Annotated in this window: 18 protein-coding genes and 1 pseudogene; 11 read left to right on the top strand and 8 right to left on the bottom strand. The window is 70.7% G+C overall.

Features of this window, described 5'->3' with window-relative positions:
* Window positions 1-181: 181 nt before the first annotated feature.
* The 4 genes from HN013_RS09575 (at window position 182) to HN013_RS09560 (ending at window position 4,242) form a co-directional block, all read left to right on the top strand.
* Window positions 182-1,138 (top strand): ROK family protein, encoded by a 957-nt coding sequence (locus tag HN013_RS09575; RefSeq protein ID WP_171165118.1) that lies wholly within the window; start codon window positions 182-184, stop codon window positions 1,136-1,138.
* A complete protein-coding gene (gene nagA / locus HN013_RS09570; RefSeq protein WP_171165115.1) occupies window positions 1,138-2,292 on the top strand; it encodes an N-acetylglucosamine-6-phosphate deacetylase in 1,155 nt (384 codons plus the stop codon). Before HN013_RS09575 ends, nagA begins: the two co-directional genes overlap by 1 nt.
* Before the next feature lie 125 nt (window positions 2,293-2,417).
* Window positions 2,418-3,350 carry a 1-phosphofructokinase family hexose kinase gene (locus HN013_RS09565; protein ID WP_171165113.1) on the top strand — a complete coding sequence of 311 codons (933 nt, stop codon included), beginning with the start codon at window positions 2,418-2,420 and terminating at the stop codon, window positions 3,348-3,350.
* Window positions 3,351-3,381: 31 nt separating this feature from the next.
* Complete coding sequence (locus tag HN013_RS09560) at window positions 3,382-4,242, top strand: class II fructose-bisphosphate aldolase (protein WP_171165112.1); 861 nt, start codon at window positions 3,382-3,384, stop codon at window positions 4,240-4,242.
* A 6-nt stretch (window positions 4,243-4,248) separates the two neighbouring features.
* On the opposite strand, the gene HN013_RS09555 is transcribed toward HN013_RS09560, so the two are convergent.
* The 4 genes from HN013_RS09555 to HN013_RS09540 form a co-directional block, all read right to left on the bottom strand.
* Window positions 4,249-4,527, bottom strand: a complete 279-nt coding sequence (locus HN013_RS09555; protein WP_171165110.1) for a hypothetical protein — start codon at window positions 4,525-4,527, stop codon at window positions 4,249-4,251.
* Window positions 4,524-4,718 carry a hypothetical protein gene (locus HN013_RS09550; RefSeq protein WP_171165109.1) on the bottom strand — a complete coding sequence of 65 codons (195 nt, stop codon included), beginning with the start codon at window positions 4,716-4,718 and terminating at the stop codon, window positions 4,524-4,526. The genes HN013_RS09555 and HN013_RS09550 overlap by 4 nt, the downstream gene beginning before the upstream one ends.
* Window positions 4,719-4,917: 199 nt before the next feature.
* A complete protein-coding gene (locus HN013_RS09545) occupies window positions 4,918-5,166 on the bottom strand; it encodes a DUF6255 family natural product biosynthesis protein (RefSeq protein ID WP_171165107.1) in 249 nt (82 codons plus the stop codon).
* Between the two features lie 17 nt (window positions 5,167-5,183).
* The gene (locus tag HN013_RS09540) at window positions 5,184-5,522 is read right to left on the bottom strand and encodes a hypothetical protein (protein WP_171164925.1); all 339 of its coding nucleotides are present in this window, start codon (window positions 5,520-5,522) and stop codon (window positions 5,184-5,186) included.
* Window positions 5,523-5,691: 169 nt separating this feature from the next.
* Here HN013_RS09540 and HN013_RS09535 point away from each other — a divergent pair, with 169 nt between their 5' ends.
* Window positions 5,692-6,561 (top strand): helix-turn-helix transcriptional regulator, encoded by an 870-nt coding sequence (locus HN013_RS09535; RefSeq protein WP_171165105.1) that lies wholly within the window; start codon window positions 5,692-5,694, stop codon window positions 6,559-6,561.
* Window positions 6,562-6,616: 55 nt separating this feature from the next.
* On the opposite strand, the gene HN013_RS09530 is transcribed toward HN013_RS09535, so the two are convergent.
* Window positions 6,617-7,561: a carbohydrate-binding protein gene (locus HN013_RS09530; protein WP_171165103.1), complete on the bottom strand. Its 945-nt coding sequence runs from the start codon at window positions 7,559-7,561 to the stop codon at window positions 6,617-6,619.
* Window positions 7,562-7,727: 166 nt separating this feature from the next.
* Entirely contained in the window at window positions 7,728-9,500 is a 1,773-nt protein-coding gene (gene cdgB, locus HN013_RS09525) for a diguanylate cyclase CdgB (protein ID WP_171165101.1), read from the bottom strand.
* A 341-nt stretch (window positions 9,501-9,841) separates the two neighbouring features.
* On the opposite strand from cdgB, the gene HN013_RS09520 reads away from it, so the two are divergent.
* Window positions 9,842-10,393 carry a flavin reductase family protein gene (locus HN013_RS09520; protein ID WP_398978998.1) on the top strand — a complete coding sequence of 184 codons (552 nt, stop codon included), beginning with the start codon at window positions 9,842-9,844 and terminating at the stop codon, window positions 10,391-10,393.
* A gap of 33 nt (window positions 10,394-10,426) precedes the next feature.
* Here the strand turns inward: HN013_RS09520 and arfB are convergent, their stop codons facing one another.
* Window positions 10,427-10,855, bottom strand: coding sequence for an alternative ribosome rescue aminoacyl-tRNA hydrolase ArfB (gene arfB, locus HN013_RS09515; protein ID WP_171165096.1), 429 nt, complete (start codon window positions 10,853-10,855; stop codon window positions 10,427-10,429).
* A gap of 211 nt (window positions 10,856-11,066) precedes the next feature.
* Here arfB and HN013_RS09510 point away from each other — a divergent pair, with 211 nt between their 5' ends.
* Complete coding sequence (locus HN013_RS09510) at window positions 11,067-11,642, top strand: TerD family protein (protein ID WP_171165094.1); 576 nt, start codon at window positions 11,067-11,069, stop codon at window positions 11,640-11,642.
* Between the two features lie 272 nt (window positions 11,643-11,914).
* Here HN013_RS09510 and HN013_RS32845 read toward each other — a convergent pair.
* Window positions 11,915-12,347 (bottom strand): annotated as a pseudogene (locus tag HN013_RS32845) (DUF6879 family protein); the annotation flags it as partial.
* A 581-nt stretch (window positions 12,348-12,928) separates the two neighbouring features.
* Between HN013_RS32845 and HN013_RS09505 the strand changes: the two are divergent.
* Genes HN013_RS09505 through HN013_RS09490 form a run of 4 tightly spaced genes read left to right on the top strand, consistent with a single transcriptional unit; the run spans window position 12,929 to window position 16,560 of the window.
* Window positions 12,929-15,217: a nitrate- and nitrite sensing domain-containing protein gene (locus HN013_RS09505; RefSeq protein WP_312018549.1), complete on the top strand. Its 2,289-nt coding sequence runs from the start codon at window positions 12,929-12,931 to the stop codon at window positions 15,215-15,217.
* The gene (locus tag HN013_RS09500) at window positions 15,214-15,618 is read left to right on the top strand and encodes a roadblock/LC7 domain-containing protein (protein WP_171165090.1); all 405 of its coding nucleotides are present in this window, start codon (window positions 15,214-15,216) and stop codon (window positions 15,616-15,618) included. The genes HN013_RS09505 and HN013_RS09500 overlap by 4 nt, the downstream gene beginning before the upstream one ends.
* The gene (locus HN013_RS09495; protein ID WP_171165088.1) at window positions 15,618-15,983 is read left to right on the top strand and encodes a DUF742 domain-containing protein; all 366 of its coding nucleotides are present in this window, start codon (window positions 15,618-15,620) and stop codon (window positions 15,981-15,983) included. Before HN013_RS09500 ends, HN013_RS09495 begins: the two co-directional genes overlap by 1 nt.
* Window positions 15,970-16,560 (top strand): ATP/GTP-binding protein, encoded by a 591-nt coding sequence (locus tag HN013_RS09490; protein ID WP_171165086.1) that lies wholly within the window; start codon window positions 15,970-15,972, stop codon window positions 16,558-16,560. Before HN013_RS09495 ends, HN013_RS09490 begins: the two co-directional genes overlap by 14 nt.
* The last annotated feature ends 446 nt before the right edge of the window (window positions 16,561-17,006 follow it).

Genomic DNA, 17,006 nt, shown 5'->3' with positions numbered 1-17,006 from the left:
GTTGTCCTCAAACGCCGGACGGGCTATTCAGCCCGTCCGGCGTTTGAGGACGCGCGCCGCAGGCGCGCTCACCCGGGGGCGCGGGGACCTCCCTGCAGAAACGGTGAAAGGGCGGGCCCGGGGCACCCCCCACCGCACAGTGGACTAGACCTTTCCCACCCCCACACGCGAAACTGTCCGGGTGAAACATGTCATCGCCCTCGACGTGGGCGGCACCGGGATAAAAGCCGCCCTCATGGGCCCGGACGCCACACTCCACCACGAGACCCTCCGCCCCACCGGCCGCGACCGAGGCCCGGAAGCCGTGGTCGACGGCATCCTCACCCTCGCCGCGGAGCTCCGCGAACTCGGCGAGAAGGAGTTCGGCGAACCCCCGTCGGCCGTCGGCGCGGCCGTCCCCGGGATCGTCGACGCCCGCACAGGGACCGCGGTCTACGCCGCCAACCTCGGCTGGCGCGACCTCCCGCTGAGGGACCTGCTGAGCCGCCGCCTCGGCGGCATCCCGGTCACCCTGGGCCACGACGTCCGCACGGGCGGCCTCGCGGAGGGCCGGATCGGCGCCGGCCGCGGAGCGGACCGTTTCCTGTTCGTACCCCTCGGCACCGGCATCGCAGGAGCGATCGGCATCGACGGCCGCATCGAGGAGGGCGCGAACGGCTCGGCCGGGGAGATCGGCCACATCGCCGTACGCCGCGGCCCCGACGCCCCCGCGTGCGGCTGCGGCGGCCGCGGCTGCCTGGAGACGCTGGCGTCCGCCGCTGCCGTGGGCCGCGCATGGGCGGCGGCGAGCGGCGACCCGGCCGCGGACGCCGCCGCCTGCGCCCGGGCGGTGGAGTCGGGCGACCCCCGCGCGCGACGCGTCTGGCAGGACGCGGTCGACGCGCTCGCGGACGGCCTCGTCATCGGCCTGACGCTGCTCGACCCCCGTACGCTGATCATCGGCGGCGGCCTCGCCGAAGCGGGTGAAACGCTGTTCGGGCCGCTGCGCGCCGCGCTCGCGGACCGCGTCACGTTCCAGAAACTCCCCATCGTCGTCCCGGCGGCCCTCGGGGCCACCGCCGGCTGCCTGGGCGCGGGTCTGCTCGCCTGGGACCTGCTCGCCACGGAATCCACGGAATCCACGGAGGTATCCGCCTGATGGTCGAACGAACGGTTCTCGACGGCGCCCGTGTCGTGCTGCCGGCCGGGGTGGTGGAGCACGGCCGCGTCACCGTGGAGGGCACCCGCGTCGTCGCGGACGTGCCCGAGGAGACGCCGGCCTGGGACCTGACCGGCCACTGGATCGTCCCCGGCTTCGTCGACATGCACGTCCACGGCGGCGGCGGCGCCTCCTTCTCCTCCGGCGACCCGGAGGAGGCCCTCACCGCGGTCCGCGCGCACCGCGCGCACGGCACCACGACGATGGTCGCCTCCACCGTCACCGGCGACCTGGACGACCTCGCCCGGCAGGCGGCCGTCCTCGCCGAGCTGACCCAGCAGGGCGACTTGGCGGGCGTCCACTTCGAGGGCCCGTTCATCTCCCCGCACCGCTGCGGCGCGCACCAGCCGGAGCTGCTGCGCGACCCGGACCCCGCGGACGTGCGCAAGCTCGTCGACGCGGCGCACGGCACGGCCCGGATGATGACCCTCGCCCCCGAGCTGCCCGGCGGCCTCGAATCCATCCGCATGCTCGTGGACCTGGGCATCGTCGCGGCCGTCGGCCACACGGACTCCTCCTACGAGGCGACGCTCGACGCCGTCGACGCGGGCGCGACCGTCGCCACCCACCTGTTCAACGCGATGCCCGCGCTCCAGCACCGCTCCCCGGGCCCGATCGCGGCGCTGCTGGAGGACCAGCGGGTCACCGTCGAGCTGATCAACGACGGGACGCACCTCCACCCGGCCGTCCTGGAGCTGGCGTTCGCCCGCGCGGGCGCCGGCCGGGTCGCCTTCGTCACCGACGCGATGAGCGCGGCGGGCATGAGCGACGGCATGTACGCGCTGGGCCCGATGCGGGTCGAGGTCAAGGACGCCGTCGCGCGCATCGCGGACGGCCCGACGGCCGGTTCGATCGCCGGCTCGACGCTGACGCTGGACACGGCCTTCCGCCGCGCGGTGACGGTCGACGGCCTGCCGGTCGAGCACGCCGTCCGGGCCCTGTCGGAGAACCCGGCCCGGCTGCTGGGCATGGCCGACCGCGTCGGCTCGCTGGAACCGGGCAAGGACGCGGACCTCGTCGTGCTCGACAGTGCCTACGAACTGGTCGGCGTGATGCGCAAGGGCACCTGGCTGGTCCGGCCCGAAGTGCGGTGATTCCTCCCGCCTTTGGGCGGGGACGACGAGCGGCGGCGGGTCCGGGGTCTGGGCCTGCCGCCGCTGTTTTGGCATGATCGCTCCCGCGATCCCGTCCAAGCGTCCCCGGTCCGAGAGAGGCGCCGATGATCCTCACGGTCACGCTCAACGCCGCGCTCGATCTGACCTACCGCGTCCCACGGCTCCGCCCCCACACCTCCCACCGGGTCGCCGAGGCCGTCGAACGCCCGGGCGGCAAGGGCCTCAACGTCTCCCGCGTACTGGCCCGGCTCGGCCACGACACCACCGTCACCGGCTTCGCGGGCGGCGCGACCGGCGAGACCCTGCGCGCCCTGCTGGCCGCGGCCGCCGCGGACACACCGGGACGGCTGACCGACGCGCTGGTCCCCATCGCCGGGACCACCCGCCGCACCGTCGGCATCGTGGACGCCGCCACCGGCGACACCACCCAGCTCAACGAGGCCGGCCCGCCGGTCACCTCGGCCGAGTGGGCCGCCTTCACCGCCCACTACGCCCAACTCCTCGACGACGCACGGGCGGTGGCCCTCTGCGGCAGCCTGCCACCGGGCGTCCCGGTCGGCGCCTACGCGCAGCTGATCCGCCAGGCACGGACCCGGCACATCCCCGTCCTGCTCGACACCGCCGGGGAACCCCTGCGCCGCGGCATCGCCGCCCGCCCCGACGTCGTCAAACCGAACGCCGCCGAACTCGCCGCCCTCACCGGCTCCACCGACCCCGTACGCGCCGCCCTCGACGCCCGCCGCCGCGGCGCCCACGCCGTCGCCGCCTCCCTCGGCACCGACGGCATGCTCGCCATCACCCCCGACGGCACCTGGCGCGCCACCCCGCCCGCCCGCCTGCGCGGCAACCCCACCGGCGCCGGCGACTCCGCCGTCGCCGGCCTCCTCTCCGCCTGGCTGGAGGGCCTGCCCTGGCCGGAACGGCTGGCCCGCGCGATCGCCGTGTCCGCGGCGACCGTCCGGGCGCCCGTGGCCGGGGAGTTCGACGCGGAGGCGTACGAGGCGGCGCTGCCGCTGGTGAAAGTAGTGGCAGTCTGAGCGCCGCCCTCCAGCAAGGGAGTCGATCCCCATGCCCCTGGCCCGTACCGCCGACCTCCTGACCCCCGGCGCGACCATCGCCGCCTTCAACGTCATCACCGTCGAACACGCCGAGGCCATCGCCACCGGCGCCGAGGCGGCCGGCTCCCCCGCCGTCCTCCAGATCTCCGAGAACGCCGTCAAATTCCACGGCGGCAACCTCACCCCACTCGCCACAGCCACCGCAGCCGTCGCCCGCTCCTCCTCCGCCCCGCTCGCCCTCCACCTCGACCACGTCGAGTCCATCGACCTCCTCCACGCCGCGAGCGCCCACGACTTCTCGTCGGTCATGTACGACGCCTCGAAGCTGCCCTACGCCGAGAACGTCAAGGCCACGGCGGACGCCGCCCGTTGGGCCCACACCCGCGGGCTGTGGCTGGAGGCAGAACTGGGCCGCGTCGGCGGCAAACCGGGGGACGCGCACACGCCCGGGGTACGCACCGACCCGGCGGAGGCGGCCGCGTTCGTCGCCGACACAGGCGTCGACGCCCTGGCGGTGGCGGTCGGCAGCTCCCACGCGATGACGGCCCGCACGGCGACCCTCGACCACACCCTGATCGCCGCCCTCCGCGACGCCGTCCCCGTCCCGCTGGTGTTGCACGGTTCGTCGGGAGTCCCCGACCCCGAACTCCGCCGCGCGGTGACGGCGGGCATCAGGAAGGTGAACGTCGGCACGGCCCTCAACACCGCCTTCACCGGCGCCGTGCGCGCCTTCCTGGAAGCGCATCCGTCGACGGTCGACCCGCGCCGCTACCTCGCCCCGGCGCGGGAGGCGATGGCGGCGACGGTGGAGCGGTTCTTGGATGCGCTGGCCGGGCCACACCCTGCGGCCGAGGTTGGCAGGCCGGACTGAAGGTTGTTACGAAGCCCCCCGGTTGATAACCCGCACGATGGTGATGGTCGGGGGGTCGACGCCCTCTCCATCCGAAACGACGTAACGAACGGCCGACATGGCAACCAGAGCCGTTCGGTCCCATTCACCTCCGCCCATGGGCCGTGGAACCGACAAGCCCCCATAGGGGGCAGGTGCGATCTCGGCGGAAATGGCGGCACTGACGGTCTTCGCAAGCTGTTCACCCAGCTTGATCAGGTCGGCACGCGCCTCGGGGGTATAGGCGACGCGGTACGCGTAGCTCACCAACTGCGCCCTTCTCGCTCCTGGTACCACTCCAGCGCGTGCGCTTCCAGCCGCCCTTCCTGAAACCGACGGACCTGCTCGTCGCCGGAGGGATCGGCGGCCTCAATCGCGATTCCGGACCAGAGGGCCAGGACGTGTGCCCGCTCGGTCAAGGTCGCGCTACTGATGGCCTTGTCGAACTCGCTGCGCATACCTTCCGGAAGAGCACGTCGAATCTCCGCGCTAGTGCGCAGACGCTCCGGGGGACCACACGGACGCTCGGCGGGTTGTGCACTCATGCTGTGCGCTCCTTTCTGCCGCAGCGATACCGCAGCACGGCGATCGTACGGCACCCTGGTCGGCCAGTGTGACCTTGATCTCTCCGACCGTACCCGCATGCCGCGATGCTGGTCAGACTGCCAGCCGCCAGGTGGTGGCACTGGTACCCCAACGACTGAGGTTGTGGAGTCCGACGGCAATCAGCGCGGCGGCCGAGCGGTCCGACCACGTCCGGTCGCGGGTCGGCGGAGCGACCTCCACCGGACGCTCCGGAGTCAGCAACGCCGCGTAGTCCGTGAAGCGGCGCGCACCACAGTCACGGCAGCGCCGCTCGCCGCCACCCTGCTCCCAGCCGGAGCGGTGCCCACAGTGCTGGATCAAGCGCCCTACGGTTCGCATCAGTTCCCCCTCTTCATGGCGGACGCGGAGTGCGTCACGATCCAGTGCGTGTACGCGGCGGCGGTGGCGTTCCGCGACCGTAAGACGTCCCCGCCCTCGGCGGCGGTCCTCCTGGCCGCTTCGAGCGCGGCGCACTCGTCGCAGCCGGTCTGGTACGGGCGCAGGCCGGCCGCCTGCCGCTCCTCGCGGGTCGCCAGACGCAGGGCGTCGGGCGGTGCGTTCCAGGGGGCGCCCCCCTTCAGGCTCCGCACGCGGACGAGGCCGTCGGCGGCCTCCGCGACCTGCGCCAGGCGGCCGTCGCGTACGTCCACCACGTAGCTGCCTGCTCTGTATGTCACTGCCGACGGCCTCCCCGGATGGCTTGAAATCCGTCCATGTGCCCAGCCTGAGGCATCCCCGGGATTGGGGCGAAACTTTCCCCCCGATATATGCCCAAACGAGTTAACTGGCGTACTCGTACTGACGCTTGTCGTAGAGTCGACGTCCGAGAATGAGGTAGGTGATCATTTGTCGGACGCCGTGCCCACCCTGATGCGCCGACGACTCGGGGCAGAGCTGCGGACCATGCGCATCCGGGCAGGCATGAGCCTGGCGGAGGCCGCCAAGCTGCTCGGCACCTCCTCACCGAGCCTGAGCAAGGCCGAATACGGCAAGCAGCGCGCCGACCTCGACAAGTGCCTCACCGCGTACGGCGTCGAGGACGAAGTACGGATCACGGAGATCCGAAAGCTGGCGAAACTCGCGGAGACCGGCCGCCGAAGGGGCTTGTTCACTCAATACGGTGATGTCATCCACGACTCGCTCGCCGACCTCATCGAGCTCGAAGAGCTCGCGAGCCAAGCCGACACCTATGCGGCACTGGCCGTTCCGGACCTGCTCCAGACCATGGACTACGCCTGCGCGGTCATCGAGAGCAGCCGCTCATGGAGCACCACCCGCCAGGCCAGGACCTTCGCCGAACTACGCATGAAGCGCCAACAGGCCCTGGAGAGCCGTCAGCTCGACGACGTGCCCATGCCGCCGCTCATGATGCGCTGCGTACTCGACGAGGCATGCCTGAGGCGCCGAGCAGGAGCACCCGGGGTACTCGAAGGGCAGCTCAAGCGCCTGCTGGACGCGTCGGAGATGCCGAATGTCGAGGTCCGCGTCCTTCCGTTCACCGCCGGCGCGCACACCGGCCTCAACGGGGCCTACACCGTCTTCCACTTCGACGAGGGCCAGCCGCTGGTGGCGATCGAACCGCTCACCACGTCCTTCTACCTGGAGGAGGACACCCACACCGTCCGCTACGACGCGGCGTTCAACCACCTGCGCGAGCAAGCGCTCGACATAGCGGCCTCCCGCGACTTCATCAACCGCCTGCTCAAGGACGTCTGATCCATGAAGGTGGAGCGCCCCGACGGCCCGGCCGCGGCCATCGGGGAGGGCGAGGCTACGACTTGGACTTGTACCAGCCCGAAAGCACCTTGAGCCGGGCAACGTTGACGTTGCACTGGGAGTCGCACGACAGCTTGACGTCGTTCTTGCCAGCTTTGAGCTGAACGTAGTTGTAGGTGTACGACCAGCCGTCACCGGGCCACTTCTTCAGGTTCACGGTGGTGTCCAACTTCTGCCCGTTGACCCAGAGCGAAAGTCCCGCTTCCCCGCTCTGCGCTCCGTAGTCGACCCACACCGTGTACTGGCCGCCGTCCTTGACGTCCACATTGCCCCACTCGATCGAAGACCCCTGCTTCATGGCGACGTACAGGCCGCCCTCGGTCGGCGCATTCTTCACGTCCGTCGACGTGGTCGCGCCGCCGCCCAGACGCAGCGACGCCGCGTCCCGCTTCAGGTCCTTGACCGGCTTGCCGGACGGCTTGTCCTCGCCGCCCTTCTTCTGGTCCTTCTTCTTGTCCTCGGTGTTCGGCGACGGCGACTTGTCCGCGTTCACGTTCGTGCTGTTCTTCTCATCGCCGTCACCCATGTTGGTGATGACCGCCGCGGCGATCCCGCCCGCGACCACCACCACGACGGATATCGCGGCTATGAGCAGGCCACGCCGCTTGGGCCGGCCCGCGTCGCCGCCGTGGCCCCCGTGGCCGCCCGGGGGCGGGCCCGGCTGGCGCGGGGCGCCGCCGGGGAGGGTTTCGGGGGCGGCGTAGTGCGGGGCGGGCGGCTGCTGGGGGGCGGGGGCGCCGGCGCCGTAGGTGCCGCCCGGCTGGGGGGTGTACTGGCGGGAGCCGACCGGCCGGACCTGGTTGTACGACGTGCGGGGGACGCCGGGCTGTGGCGCGGACGCAGACGCGTCGGCGCCCTGGTCGCCGCCCTCCGAGCGGTAGAGGTAGCCGAAGGGGTCCTCTTCCTCCGGCTTGCCGTTGCCGTTGTTACCGGCCGTCATCCCCAGTCACTCCCCACGTGATGTGCCGTCCGGGCACCCACGTTCTGCACCGGGTCCGCGGCTGTCGAGGCCGGTTCGGCCACCACGGTCCGGCGGCGGTGCCGCATCGGCGCAGCCTACCCCGTGCGGGACGGGCCACGCCCTGGCGCGGGGGGCTACCGGCCGGTCAGCCCGCCCGCCGGCCGGTCCTGGCGCGGGACCGCTTCTCGACGTACATGCGCTGGTCGGCGGAGCGCAGCACCTCGTCGGCGGACATCCCGCAGCCCGCCCAGCCGATGCCGAAACTCGCCCCGACCCGTACCGCCCGGCCGTCGACCCGGATCGGCGGGATGATCGCGTTGCGCAGCCGGACCGCCAGGTCCTCCGCGTCGGCGCGGCCCAGTCCGTCCGCGAGGACGACGAACTCGTCGCCGCCCAGCCGGGCCACGGTGTCGCCGTCGCGGACGCCGTTGCTCAGCCGCCGGGCGACCTCGATCAGGACCGCGTCGCCGGTGTGGTGCCCGAACCGGTCGTTGATCGACTTGAAGCCGTCGAGGTCGCAGAAGAGGACGGCCAGGCCCTTGCTGCCGTCGTCGCTGCCCTCGTCGAGCGGGACCGTGTGGACGTGGTCGCGGTGGTCGTAGCCGCCGGCGCCCGTCGGGTAGTCGCCCGTGGGGTGGCCGCCGGAGGGGTAGTCGTCGCCCAGCGGGTCGGGGGCGTGGTGGTCGTGCCCGTACGCGCCGTCGCCGCCCGGCACCCCGAGCGGCTCGCCGAACGGGCCGCCGAAGGGGTCTCCGACCCCCACGACCTCGTCGAAGCCGTCGAGCCGGCCGAAGGGGCCGTGGGCGGCCGCGGCGTGGGGTTCGCTGCCGGGCGGCCGGGAACAGAGCCGGCTGCTGAGCCGGGCGCGCAGCTCGGCGCTGTTGGGGAGGCCGGTGAGGGAGTCGTGGCTGGCGCGGTGGGCGAGCTGGAGCTCGTGCCGCTTGCGGTCCTCGATGTCCTCGACGTGGGTGAGCAGGTAGATCGGCCCGTCGGCGGCGTCGGCGACGACGGAGTTGCGCAGCGAGACCCAGACGAACGTGTCGTCCCGGCGGCGCAGCCGCAGCTCGGCCCGGCCGCCCTCGGCGGAGGTGCGGAGCAGGGTGCCGATGTCCTCGGGGTGGACGAGGTCGGAGAACGAGTAGCGGCGCATCTGGGACGCCGAGCGGCCGAGGAGCCGGCAGAGGGCGTCGTTGGCCCGGTGCAGCCGGCCGTGCTGGTCGCCGCCCAGCTCGGCTATGGCCATGCCGCTGGGCGCGTACTCGAACGCCTGCCGGAAGCTCTCCTCGCTGGCGCGGAGGGCCTGCTGCTCCCGTTCGAGCCGGACGAGGGCGCGCTGCATGTTGGCCCGCAGCCGGGCGTTGTTGATCGCAATCGCCGACTGGAAGGCATACATCTGGAGGGCCTCCCGGCCCCAGGCGCCGGGACGGCGGCCGTTGCGCGGCTTGTCCACGGAGATCACGCCCAGCAGCTCGCCGCCGGCCGCGCCGGCCGAGTAGAGGGGCGCGAGGAGGCGGTCCATGGGGTGCCACTCATCGGGAAAGCGCGGTGCGGGGCCGGTGGTGCGCCACTGCGGGACGTCGTCGTCGTCGAGGACCCAGCCCTCGGTGTACGGGATGAAGCGCAGCTCTCCCCAGCGCTCGCCCATGCTCAGCCGCCGCTCCCACGACACCCGCGAGCCGACTCTGCCGGACAGGAACGCCTCGGCGCTCGCGCTGCCGGCGACGGCGGCAACGACCAGGTCACCGTCCGGCCGGACCAGGTTGACCGCCGCGAGCTCGTACCCGAGCCCGCTCACCACGCCCTCGGCGACGGTCTGCAAGGTGTCCGCGAGGCTGCGCGCGGTGTTCAGATCCGCGACCGCCTGGTGAACCTGCCGCAGGGTCGCCAGACGCACATACGGCTCCGACTCGGTTTCCATAGCTCGCTCTCCCCCGAGACCTCGACAGCAACTCTCCAGATTTTCTTGTCGTCCGATTACACGGCCACTGAATCACAGCGAGCTGACAACTCGGTACACAGGGTCAACAAATAGGGCCTTCTGTGACTCATGTCACAGGGAGTAACGGTGACCCTTACTTTCCGTTCGCAGTCGTCCTACGTTTCTTAAACGCAAATAAGGCAGGGCCTGCCGGGATTCCCGGGGCCCGAGAACAGATCAGGGACAGATCGGGGGCAGAAAGGCCTAGGCCCCAATACCAGGACGATCCTGGTACCGCAGCCCGATGCCACAGATCGTCACGGGCGGCTAGCGTGCTTCGTGTGTTGCAGACGACTTCGCCCGCCGAGACCCGTATACCGCATCCTGACGGTGTGACCGCCGAGGAGTTCCGCGCCGCTCTCGCCCGCCTGGCCGCGGGTGTGGTCCTGGTGACCGCGCACGATCCCGACGACGGCCCCCGGGGCGAGGACGTCGGCATGACCGCGACGGCGTTCCTCTCCGTATCCCTCGACCCACCCCTCGTGATGGTGAGCGTTCGCAACGACTCCCGGATGGAGGATCTGCTCGCCCGCCAGCCCCTCTGGGCGGTCTCCCTGCTCTCCGAGAGCCAGCGGCACGTCGCCGGGCGGTTCGCCATGAAGGGCCGCGTCAGCGACCGGCTGCTGTTCGAGGACCTGACGTACGAGCGCGGGGAGCTTTCCGGCTCGCCGCTGATCCGCGGCGCGCTCGCGACGCTGGAGTGCCGGACGGAGCAGCGGGTCGTGGCGGGCGACCACACGCTCGTCATCGGCCGGGTGCTCCGGGCCTCCGCCCCGAGCATGGAGAGCGGACCGCTGACGTACTTCCGGGGCCGCTACCGGCACCTGTCCTGACCGATTCCAACCAGTTGCGGGACCCGGCCGCGGTCAGTGCCAGTCCCGCGCGGAGCGCCCCCGCTTCGTCTCGGCGCGCTGCTTCTTCTCCCGCAGCCGCCGCTCATTGATGCCGCGCGGTATCCGCGTCGCCTTCCGCGGCTTCGGCGGCGGCGCGGTGGCCTCGGCCAGCAGGGCCGCCAGCCGGACCGCGGCCGTCTCCCGGTTGCGCCACTGGGACCGGTGCTCCGACGCCCGTACGGTCACCACACCGCCCACCAGCCGCCCCGCGAGCCGGTCGAGGGCGCGCTCCTTCCACACCGCCGGCAGCGCGTCGGTGGCGGCGAGGTCGAAGCGCAGCTCGACCTGGCTGTCGCTGGTGTTGACGTGCTGCCCGCCCGGCCCGGAGGAGCGCGAGAAGCGCCAGAGCAGTTCCGCCTCGGGCAGGTGGACGGCACCACGGATGACGTAGGGACCGGACATGGCTCCATCGTCCCCCGCCGGAGACGCCGCCGTCACCTCGTTTTGCCCCACTCCGCCCGCTCCCGGGCGGCGACGCCCCGACCCGGCATCAGAAAGCAGTAAAGAAAGTAAAGGGAGATGGAACCTCACCCCCCGCTGTCGACGTTATCCCGGGTGACGGGAGCGCGTGGCAGCACGCGGTCCGCGAGTCGATGAGAAAGGGATCACCCCCATGCCTGTAAGCCTGTCCAAGGGCGGCAACGTCTCCCTCACCAAGGAGGCCCCGGGCCTGACGGCCGTCACCGTCGGCCTCGGCTGGGACGTCCGCACCACCACGGGCACGGACTTCGACCTCGACGCGAGCGCGATTGCGGTGAACCCCACCGGGAAGGTCTACTCGGACGCCCACTTCGTCTTCTTCAACAACAAGCAGACGCCGGACCAGACCATCGTGCACACCGGTGACAACACCACCGGCCAGGGCGATGGCGACGACGAGCAGATCAACGTCAACCTCGCCGGCCTCCCGGCCGACGTCGACAAGATCGTCTTCCCGGTCTCCATCTACGACGCCACCACGCGCTCGCAGAACTTCGGCCAGGTCCGCAACGCCTACATCCGCATCCTCAACCAGGCCGGCGGCACCGAGATCGCCCGCTACGACCTGAGCGAGGACGCCGCCACCGAGACCGCCATGGTCTTCGGTGAGCTCTACCGCAACGGCGCCGAGTGGAAGTTCCGCGCCGTCGGCCAGGGCTACGCGTCGGGCCTCGCCGGCATCGCGCAGGACTTCGGCGTCAACGTCTGAGACCGGCCGCCCCCTGGCCCCGGGAACAGCGTGGTGCTGGCCGGTACTGGGATCGGCACATAACCGGCCCGGTATGACTTCGGCCGGCAAGGAGACCCCCCGACTTGTGTCGGGGGGTCTCCTTCATACGCTTCCGGCTCGGGCCGACATTCCGTTCCGAGCGCTGCTCCGAGCCCTCCGGAACAGTCCGGAGAACGCACCGCCGATCCCATGGGGGCACGTTCATTTACCCGACCGACTGACATGAGTTGACTCTTCGGTGCTCCGCCGGATCAGGCCGCGTACTCCTCGTGTGGGATGCCGCGCTCCCATACGGCCTCGAACGCAGCCGATGCCAACCGCGCTACTGCCGGTTCGGAGCGAACCTCCCAGCATTGGCTCGGACCAGTTGCCGTCCCCGGAGAAATGGTTGAACAGAACGGTCTCACCGTCGAACACCCAACAATCGTTTCCGGGCAGGGCGATGTCCGACGCCTGGCGCCGGGACAGCCGGCGAACTCGCTCCCCGGCATGCACGTTGACCACGGTGCCGGCGTGCTCGTACCGGATGTAATCAGTGACCGGTTCGGAGACGATACGGGCGCGACGGACCGCCACGCCTCGGGCTGTCGCGCTGCGAATCAATTCAACCCAAGGCGTCCAGTATGCGGACGCCGGATCTACGTCGCGTTGCCCCGTGCACTTCCAGTTCCCGAAGACCTCCGCCCCGCTCAGCGGACAGGGCTCGCCGGAGCGGGCCCTGAGGTCTCGTCCCCGGCTCGTGCCCCCAAGGCCCACAGGAACCTCTCAGCACTGGCTGACACGCCGTCAGCAGGATCAGACACCAGGTCGGCATCAGTACCGTCGGCGACCGCCGCCGACCGCCGGAGTGCGGCGCTGCCAGTCGCGGCGGATCGCCGGACACCGCGGAAAACGATCCGGCACTCCGCCGCGAACGGCTTCGCCGTTCGCCCCACCGGCCCGGGAGTCGTGTCAGCGCAGCCGGTGGTCCTCCAGGAGTGCTGCCTGTCAGCTCCCTCAAATCCCCCACATCGGCCCGTATGTTGACGCCTCGGCTTGCGATCCACTCACTCTTCGGGCGGATCCGACAATCGCCCCAACCGGCAATCAACTCCTCTTGGGCGTCTATACCATTCCTCGACGCCAACCTCAACGTTTCTTTCTTGAGTTGACTGGTTATGATCGCCTCCTTCCCGAGAATGGCCGACTCTGTTTGACGAGGGCTGATGACTCCTGCCAGATCCGAAGTCCCGGGCGAGCCGCCGCGAAGGAGACGACGGCGCGCAGTGCGCCTGCGTACCTTGCTCATCTGGCTGGCGGTGGTGCCCACCGTGGCCATGAGCGTCCAAGTCCTCATCAGCTCGAATCGGTTGCTGCAGGAGTCCCGGCACCTGCGCGAGGACGTGGCGGCCGGTCGGCAGACCGGCGTACCCCTCTACCAGCTCATGCTCACACTGCAGTCCGAGCGCGCGATCACCGCCGCCTGGTCGGCGGGTCTCCCCGTGAACGCGGCCGACCTGCGCAGCCACCGGACCGAGACCGACCGGGCCGTGGCCGCGTTCCTGAAGTCGCTGGGCATTGCCGGGGTCCATCCCGACCAGCCCGAGCAATACCTGCCGGGAGTCACGCGACGGCTGGCCGACCTGGGCGCTCAGCGCGCACGAGCCGATGCACGCAACGGCGGCCTGGACGACACCGTCGACTACTACACCGACGTCATCAACGAGACGATCCACATCCACGAAGACGTCGGCCACATCAATGACGGTGCGCTCACGCAGGAGAGAACGTCGCTGGTGGCCTTGTTCTCGGCAGCGGAGGTGGTGGCTCGCGAGAACGCCATCCTCGCGATGTCGGGCCCCTCCGGGAAGTTGACGGCCGCCAGGTTCGGAGAACTCCTCAAAGCCATCGGCGCGAGCGACTACTTGTACGACACGGCCGCCCTCGATCTGCCCGCCGACGACCAGGAGAGCCTCCAGCGGATCCTCGCCTCGAAGGCCTGGAAAACCAAGTCCCGCATCGAGAAGGCGGTCATCACCGGGCACCGGGACATCTCTTCCGGCGTCGCGCTGCCACCGGACACCCGCGATTGGCGGGCGGCCGACGATGCTGTTTCCGCCCAGCTGAACACCCTCAACCAGAGCGAGCTCCAGGAAATGCTCGCCCACGGCGACGACAAGGCGGCACAGCTGGAGCGCCAGGTCGTCCTGCTGGTGGCGGCAAGCGGGGCCGCCCTCCTGCTGGTCATCGCCGTCGTGGTCTTCACCACGCGCTCGGTTCTGCGCCGTTTGCGGGATCTCCACAACCGCACGGTGACGGTCGCCGAGGAGACCCTGCCGGACCTCGTCGCCCGCTTGCGGCGCGGACAAGCCGTCGGCGCCGACGCGCTACCGCAGCCGAGGGGTGAGCAGGACGAGGTCGGACGGATCAGCGACGCCTTCGCCCGCGTCGTCGCCGTGTCCATCGAAGGGCACCGGACGCTCGCAGAGGAGCGACAGGGTTTCAGCGTGTTCGCCTCCGGTATCGCCTCACGGACCGGAAACCTGGTCAGCCGGCAACTGGCCCTCACCGAGCACCTCCAGGACACCTTCGGCCATGACGAGGCACTCCTCGCCGACCTCATGAGGTCCGACCAGCTCACGGTCGGCATGCGGAGGCAGATCGAGAACCTGCTCATCCTGGCGGGCGGTGAGATCCCCGACCCGCACACCGAGCCCATGCGCATCGCCGACCTGCTCCGGGAGGCGGCCGCCGAAGTCGAGGACTTCCGGCGCGTCGACCGCCACGCCATGGACGAGACCAGTGTCGAGCCCGGCGTGATCAGTCAGCTCAGCCACCTGCTGGCAGAGCTGCTGGACAACGCCACCCGTTTCTCCCCGCCGGTGACGAGGGTCGCCATCCGGTCCGAACTCGTGGCGGACGGCCTCTGCGTCGAGATCGAGGACCGTGGCCCGCGGGTGACCACCGAGAAGTACGAGGAGATGAACGACCGGCTGCATTCCGCCCCGCCGTACTCCGTGCTGGCCCAGAACGCGCACCGGCTCGGCCTCTTCGTGGTCGGCCATCTGTCCGACCAGCTGGGTGCGACGGTCACGCTGCGCCGGTCGGCGTTCGGCGGGACATCCGCCGTGGTGAATGTCCCGGGTGAGCACCTCGTGGACACCCGGGAGCGCACCCCGGACCCCGGGCCGGCGAAGGAGCGTCTGCTCGTACCGCGGTCCGCCGAGGAACGCCGGCCCGAGCTCGTCCCGCTTCAGCGGTCCCTCGATCCGGCTGGCGACCCCGCTCCCACCACGTCGGAACTGCCGCGGCGCCAGCGGAAGGAGCAGGCGCGGCCGGCCCGGACCACGGCGCCGGGGGCATCGCTCCGATCCGGCTCCGGGGACCTCCCCACCCGGCCGGCCCTCCCCGAGCGCGTCCCGCAGGCCCATATGGCCCAGCGGCTCCGCGAACGGCGTGCGGCCGAACCGGTCCGTCAGGATGCCGCCACGCCGGAAGAGGTGGCCGACGCCTGGACGGACTACGAAGACAACACCCGGCAAGTGGAACTCGAGCTCCGAGGGGACCAGCCATGACGACGACGAACAACGACGTGATCTACAGCATCCTGGACAACAATCTGAGCAGGATCGCGGGAGTCCAGGGAGCCGTGCTCCTCTCCAACGACGGGATCAAACTCAGCGCCTATCTGCTGGAGCGGGACCAGGCCGAGCGGGTGGCCGCGGCGGCCTCCGGTATCGCGTCCACCATGAAGGCCATCTCGCGAGAGATCGACGGCGGCGGGGTGGTGCGCCAGCTCGTGGAGATGGACGACCGGTACCTGTGCATCGTCGGATGCGGGGCGGGCAGCACACTGATCGTGGTGGCCTCCCGCAAGGCACGGCTCGGCGAGCTGGGCGGCGAGACCGTCCGCGCCGCGCAGGCGCTCGGCGAGTGGCTGGGCACCCCCGAACGCTCACAGGCGCTCACGTCGTAATGGCGGCCGACCCCGAGCCCGGACGCGGCCGCCGGACGCGGCTGTACGCCCTCACCGATGGTCGTACAGCCGCATCCCGCCATGGTTTGACGATGGACACGCTGATCACAGCGGCTGACGACGCCGACGGTCACGGCAGCCTGCCCACGGAGTGGCAGGAGATCCTCGCCATGTGCCCGTCGCCGAACGGACGGGCGATCGCCGAGATCGCCGCCCGGATGCAGATGCGGCTGACCCCTGTGACCGTGCTGCTCGGCGAGCTGCTGGAACGCGGTCTGATCCGCCACCGGCCGCCGCTGGACGTCTCCGAAACCTCCAATGTTCACCTGCTCATGAAAATCAGGGACAACCTTGCCCGGCTATGACACCGCCGCACTGGAAGCGTCTCCCGTCAAGATCCTCATCGCCGGGGGCTTCGGCGTCGGCAAGACGACTCTGGTCGAAGCGATATCCGAAATCGATCCCTTGCGTACCGAGGAGCGGCTGACGGCCGCGGGCGTCGGAGTCGACGATCTGGACGGCATCGAGAGCAAGAAGGCGACCACGGTCGCGATGGACTTCGGCCGTATCACTCTCACCGACGCCGGAGTGGTCCTGTATCTCTTCGGTACACCGGGCCAGGAGCGCTTCTGGTTCATGTGGGACGACTTGCTGAACGGGGCGCTCGGGGCGCTCGTTCTGGTCGACACCCGGCGGCTGGACCGCAGCTTCCCCGCCATCGACTTCTTCGAGAACCGCGGACTTCCGTTCGTCGTCGGCGCGAACTGCTTCCACGGTGAACAGCCGTACACCACCGAGGAGATCACGGCAGCCCTGCACCTACGGGACCCGGACACCCCCGTCCTCCTGCTCGACGCCCGCTCCCGGGAGGACGTCCGCAGCGCCTTGCTCTCGCTGCTGGATCTGCTGATCACCCAGGCGGACGTCATCGCAACCGTCTGACCCCGGACGGCCGGAGACCTCCGGCACGCCGCCTGCGGGTGGACCGTCTCAGCCGGCCACGGCTGGGTGGTCGGCCTGCAGCCGGCAAGGCCGGATCCGTCTGCGCCTCGGCGAGTCGCTCTCGGCCGGAATCCGGGAGCCGCAGCCGGATCGCCCACGTCCTGACTCGGCCGCTCGGTGCCTCGGTCGCGGAAGGCCGGCAGGTGCACTGCCTTGACGAGCCCTCCACCGAATCACGGACCCGCCTGAGTTTCCTGGAAGTGCGGGCCGCCCGGCTCGACCATGGCGGCCCCCGGAACCTGTGGGCCGAGCGCGAACCGTACCTCAGCGCACGGGCACTGCACGGTCGCCCGCACCACACTCGCTTCGGCCTGACGATCACGCGGGACGGTAGCCACACGCTGTGGCTCGAAGCCCCGCAAAAGGTGTCCTGGCCGCTGCCCTGA

Origin of the sequence: Streptomyces sp. I05A-00742 (genome assembly GCF_013055795.1) — a bacterium.
Classification (GTDB): Bacteria; Actinomycetota; Actinomycetes; order Streptomycetales; family Streptomycetaceae; genus Streptomyces.
This window is presented reverse-complemented; position numbering and strand designations above follow the sequence as displayed.